Annotated in this window: 5 protein-coding genes; 4 read left to right on the top strand and 1 reads right to left on the bottom strand. The window is 66.8% G+C overall.

What is annotated here, in order from left to right:
- Positions 1-727: pseudouridine synthase (locus N7590_RS21785; protein ID WP_279935894.1), on the top strand; the 727-nt coding region annotated here is incomplete at its 5' end.
- Positions 728-803: 76 nt separating this feature from the next.
- Here N7590_RS21785 and N7590_RS21790 read toward each other — a convergent pair.
- On the bottom strand, positions 804-1,331 hold the full coding sequence (locus N7590_RS21790) for a DUF2059 domain-containing protein (RefSeq protein ID WP_010487093.1): 528 nt from the start codon (positions 1,329-1,331) through the stop codon (positions 804-806).
- A 133-nt stretch (positions 1,332-1,464) separates the two neighbouring features.
- On the opposite strand from N7590_RS21790, the gene arfB reads away from it, so the two are divergent.
- The 3 genes from arfB (at position 1,465) to dcp (ending at position 4,771) form a co-directional block, all read left to right on the top strand.
- Positions 1,465-1,896 carry an alternative ribosome rescue aminoacyl-tRNA hydrolase ArfB gene (gene arfB / locus N7590_RS21795; protein WP_004153612.1) on the top strand — a complete coding sequence of 144 codons (432 nt, stop codon included), beginning with the start codon at positions 1,465-1,467 and terminating at the stop codon, positions 1,894-1,896.
- A 4-nt stretch (positions 1,897-1,900) separates the two neighbouring features.
- Positions 1,901-2,503 carry a lysophospholipid acyltransferase family protein gene (locus N7590_RS21800; protein ID WP_008266991.1) on the top strand — a complete coding sequence of 201 codons (603 nt, stop codon included), beginning with the start codon at positions 1,901-1,903 and terminating at the stop codon, positions 2,501-2,503.
- Between the two features lie 111 nt (positions 2,504-2,614).
- Positions 2,615-4,771, top strand: a complete 2,157-nt coding sequence (gene dcp / locus N7590_RS21805; protein ID WP_164242897.1) for a peptidyl-dipeptidase Dcp — start codon at positions 2,615-2,617, stop codon at positions 4,769-4,771.
- Positions 4,772-4,998 lie beyond the last annotated feature (227 nt).

The following is a 4,998-nucleotide window of genomic DNA, read 5'->3' on the forward strand; positions in this document are numbered from 1 at the left end:
CACCCTCGCTGCGGTCGAGACCGAAACCGCGCCCCTGCAGCTGCTGCACCTCGATGAGCGCCTGGCGGTGGTCAACAAGCCTGCCGGGCTGATGGTCCACGACAGCAAGCTGGCCCGTGGCGAAGACGACTTCCTGGCCGACCGCCTGCGCGAGCAGCTGGGCCGCCAGATCTTCCTCGTCCATCGCCTGGACCGGGCAACCAGTGGCTGCCTGCTGCTGGCCTTCGACCGCGATACCGCCAGCGCGCTGGGCAAGGCGCTGATGGGCGGCGAAGTGCTGAAGGACTACCTGACCGTGTGCCGGGGCTGGCCGGCCGAACTCGCCTGGCAGGTTGACCATGATCTGGACGGCGGCCCGGGCAAGCCGGTGAAGAAGCCGGCGATCACCGACTTCCAGCGCCTGGCGACCGGCGAGCTGTCGGTGCCGATCGGCGAGTTCAGCAGTTCGCGTTATGCGCTGCTGCGCTGCCAGCCACAGACCGGGCGCTTCCGGCAGATCCGCCGCCACCTCAAGCACCTGTCGCACCACATGATCGGCGACACCAGCCACGGTGATGGCCGCCACAACCGCATCTTCCGCATGCAGGGCGTGCACCGCATGCTGCTGCACGCCGAGCGCCTGCGGTTCCCGCATCCCGACGGTGGCGTGGTGGATGTACGCGCGCCGCTGGACTCTGGATTCCAGAAGGCGCTGGACCTGTTCGGCTGGCAGGTGGATATCGCTTGACGGTCGTGCCGGCCGCTGGCCGGCAGCTACGCGATTCCAGATGTACCGGGGGAGCCGGCCAGCGGCCGGCAGTACCTCACTTCTTTTCCGGCTCGTTGACGATCGCTTCCAGGTCCTTCTGCAGGTCCGCGAACAGCGGCTGCATGCGCGCCTGGATGGCCACCATCACGTTCTGCATCAGCGCCGGGGTCTTGTCCAGCAGGCTCTGGCCGGCCGCACTCTCGTAGAACTCGGCCATCGCCAGCACGTCTTCCTTGCTGAAGGTCTTCTTGTACAGGTCCACGTACATCGGCCGCAGCTGCTGCCATGACAGGGCCTGGCGCAGGGTCTGGCTGGTCCGTGCCTGGATCCGCTTCAGCTGCTCCTGCTGCTGGGCGTTGAGCTGGCGCTGCGCGGCCACCTGCTGGAACTGCTGCTGCTGCATCGCTTCGATCTGCGGCAGCATGGTGTCGATCATGCTCTGCGCGCGCGAGGCCGAGAGCAGGCGGTTGATGTCGCCATCGGTCGGCGGCGCGGCCAGGGCCGGCACACTGGCCACGGCCAGCGCCAGCAGCAGGGCGGCGCGGCGCAGCAGGGACGGCAGGGCGGGTGCGGTGCGGGTCATGCGGGCTTCCTGCGGTACATGGGACGGCCAGCATACCCGCAGCCAAGGCGAAGGCGGCGTGTTCGGTACCTGATCGGCGGCATACGGTGCGCGATGCCGCACTGCGGGGCGTGCCTGCCGCTACAATGCGCGGATGGGCAGTGGACCGGTCACCATCAGCGCGCAGCTTGAAATCCCCGACGGCGAGATCGTCGAGCGGTTCGTGCGTGCCAGTGGCGCCGGCGGGCAGAACGTCAACAAGGTCTCCACTGCGGTGGAACTGCGTTTCGACGTGGCCAACTCGCCCTCGTTGCCCGAGCCGTTGCGCACGCGCCTGCTGGCGCGGCGTGACCGGCGCATGACCGGCGAAGGCGTGCTGGTCATCGATGCGCAACGGTTCCGGACCCAGGATCGCAATCGCGAGGATGCGCGCGATCGGCTGGCGGCCTTCATCCAGGCCGGGCTGAGCGTGCCCAAACCGCGCAAGGCCACCAAGCCGACCCTCGGGTCGAAACTGCGTCGTCTGGACGCCAAACGCGGGCGCGCGCAGATCAAGCGCGGGCGCTCATCACGTGACTGGGAGTGATTGCTTGAACAACCCGACTCCGTTGCTGCCGGCCGTGCCGCCGCAGATGCCGCAGGTCAAACCCAACGCCTTCCTGCGCTGGCTGGCGCGCTGCACCCTGCGCATGGGCGGCTGGAAGGTGACCGGCACCCTGCCCGACATCCCCCGGCTGGTGTTCATCATCGCGCCGCATTCGTCCAACTGGGACGGGCTGTGGGGCATGGCGGCCAAGATCGCGCTGGGCATGAAAGTGAAGGTGCTGGGCAAGGCATCGCTGTTCTGGTGGCCGCTGGGCCCGCTGCTGCACAAGCTGGGGGTGATCCCGCTCGATCGCAGCTCGCCGCAGGGCACCGTTGGCCAGGCGGTGGACCTGCTGCGCAACAACGAGAAGATGTGGTTCGCGATCACCCCCGAGGGCACCCGCAAGGCGGTGAAGGACTGGAAGGCCGGTTTCCTGAAGATCGCGCGGATGGCCGACGTGCCGATCCTGGCCGCGTACTTCCACTACCCGGAAAAGACCATCGGCATCGGGCCGTTGTTTACGCCCAGCGGTGATGACGCCGCCGACATGGCCGCCATCCGCGAGTTCTACCGGCCCTGGATCGGCAAGACCCGCGGCACGGTCTGAGCCGGCCGGCAGGCCCCGCACAGACGCCACGTCCGGCACATGCCGGGCGAGCGCGACAGGAGTAGGGTGGAGGGCTGGTATTCCATACCGTCTGCCCAAGGAGCGTTTTACATGTCGCGTACCGTAGTCCTGGCCGCCGCCATCAGCCTGGCGCTGGCGGCCTGTTCCGGCAAGGAGTCCACCCCCGTGTCCGAAGCCCAGAAGACCCCGGCCCAGCAGCCGGCCGAAGCCTCCACCAACCCGCTGCTGAGCGCCAGCACGCTGCCGTTCCAGGCGCCGCAGTTCGACAAGATCAAGGACAGCGACTACCTGCCGGCCTTCGAGGAAGGCATGCGCCAGCACCTGGCCGAGGTGCGCAAGATCGCCGACAGCAGCGAACCGGCCACCTTCGACAACACCATCGTGGCGATGGAGCGCAGCGGCGAGACCCTGACCCGCGTGTCGCGCATCTTCTTCGGCCTGGTCCAGGCCGATACCAACGACGCGCGCCAGAAGATCCAGGAAGAAGTGGCGCCGAAGCTGGCCGCGCACCAGGACGAGATCAACCTCGATCCGAAGCTGTTCGCGCGCGTGAAGTCGATCTATGACCAGCGCGACACGCTGGAGCTGGACCCGGTGCAGAAGCGCCTGGTCGAGCACTACTACGACGGCCTGGTACGTGCCGGTGCGCAGCTGTCCGACGCCGACAAGGCATCGCTGCGCAAGCTCAACGTGGAAGAGACCACGCTCTCCACCCAGTTCCACACCCGCCTGGTGGCCGCCACCGCCGCTGCCGCCGTTGTCGTCGACGACAAGGCCAAGCTGGCCGGCCTCGACGAGGATGCGATCAACAACGCGGCCGCCGCCGCCAAGGATCGCAAGCTGGACGGCAAGTTCGTGCTGCCGCTGCAGAACACCACCCAGCAGCCGGTGCTCGGCTCGCTCAGCGACCGCGACCAGCGCGCGGCCGTGCTGAAGGCTTCGGAAACCCGCGCCGAGCGTGGCGATGCCAACGACACCCGGCAGACCGTGCAGCGCCTGGCCCAGCTGCGTGCGCAGAAGGCCAAGCTGCTCGGCTTTGATACCTTCGCCGACTACCAGCTGGGCGACCAGATGGCCAAGACTCCGGCCGCCGCGCTGAAGCTGCTGACCGACACCGTGCCGGCCGCCACCGCCAAGGCCCGCGCCGAAGCCGGCGAGATCCAGAAGGTGATCGACGCGCAGAAGGGCGGCTTCCAGGTCGCTGCCTCGGACTGGGACTTCTACGCCGAGCAGGTGCGCAAGGCCAAGTACGATCTGGACGAGTCGCAGATCAAGCCGTACTTCGAACTGGACAACGTGCTGCAGAACGGCGTCTTCTACGCCGCCACCCAGCTGTACGGCATCACCTTCAAGCCACGTACCGACATTCCGACGTACAACCCGGACATGAAGGTGTACGAAGTGTTCGACAAGGACGGCACCTCGCTGGCCCTGTTCTACACCGACTACTTCAAGCGTGACAGCAAGTCCGGCGGCGCCTGGATGGACGTGTTCGTCGAACAGGACGGCCTGACCGGTGCCAAGCCGGTGGTCTACAACGTCTGCAACTTCACCAAGCCGGCCGCCGGCCAGCCTGCGCTGATCAGCTTCGACGACGTCACCACCATGTTCCATGAGTTCGGCCATGCACTGCACGGCATGTTCTCGAACGTGAAGTACCCGTCGATCGCCGGCACCGCCACCTCGCGTGACTTCGTCGAGTTCCCGTCGCAGTTCAACGAGCACTGGGCGCTGGACCCGAAGGTGTTCGCCAACTACGCCAAGCACTACAAGACCGGCGAGGCGATGCCGCAGGAACTGGTCGACAAGATCCTCAAGGCACGCAGCTTCAACCAGGGCTATGCGACCACCGAGTACCTGTCGGCCGCGCTGCTGGACCTGGCCTGGCACACGCAGAAGGCCGACGCGCCGCTGCAGGATGTGGGCGCCTTTGAAGCCAGCGCGCTGAAGAAGTTCAAGGTCGACCTGCCGCAGGTGCCGCCGCGTTACCGCACCACCTACTTCGACCACATCTGGGGCGGTGGCTACTCGGCCGGCTACTACGCCTACTTCTGGGCCGAAGTGCTCGACCACGACGCCTACCAGTGGTTCACCGAGCACGGTGGCCTGACCGCCGCCAACGGCCAGGAGTTCCGCGACAAGATCCTCTCGCGTGGCAACAGCGTGGAGCTGTCGACCCTGTACCGCGATTTCCGCGGCAAGGACCCGTCGGTGGAGCCGCTGCTGAAGTTCCGCGGCCTGAAGTAAGTAAGAAAGCGAGAACGGCGGGGGCAGCCCCGCCGTTTTTCTTTTGCGTCGATGTCATCGATGAATTCTGCAGTTACCGCTCATCCACGCATGGCGTGGATCTACTGCAGATCGCAGGAATATGTCGAAGGTGGGGTGGGTCCGGTTGCGGGGGTATCCGCGCCATGGATGGCGCGGCTAAGCCTCCATGGACGGATTCACGGCGTCCCCCGCAAGCGGACCCACCC

It is taken from the genome of Stenotrophomonas sp. GD04024, assembly GCF_029837545.1.
GTDB classification, from domain to species: Bacteria; Pseudomonadota; Gammaproteobacteria; order Xanthomonadales; family Xanthomonadaceae; genus Stenotrophomonas; species Stenotrophomonas forensis.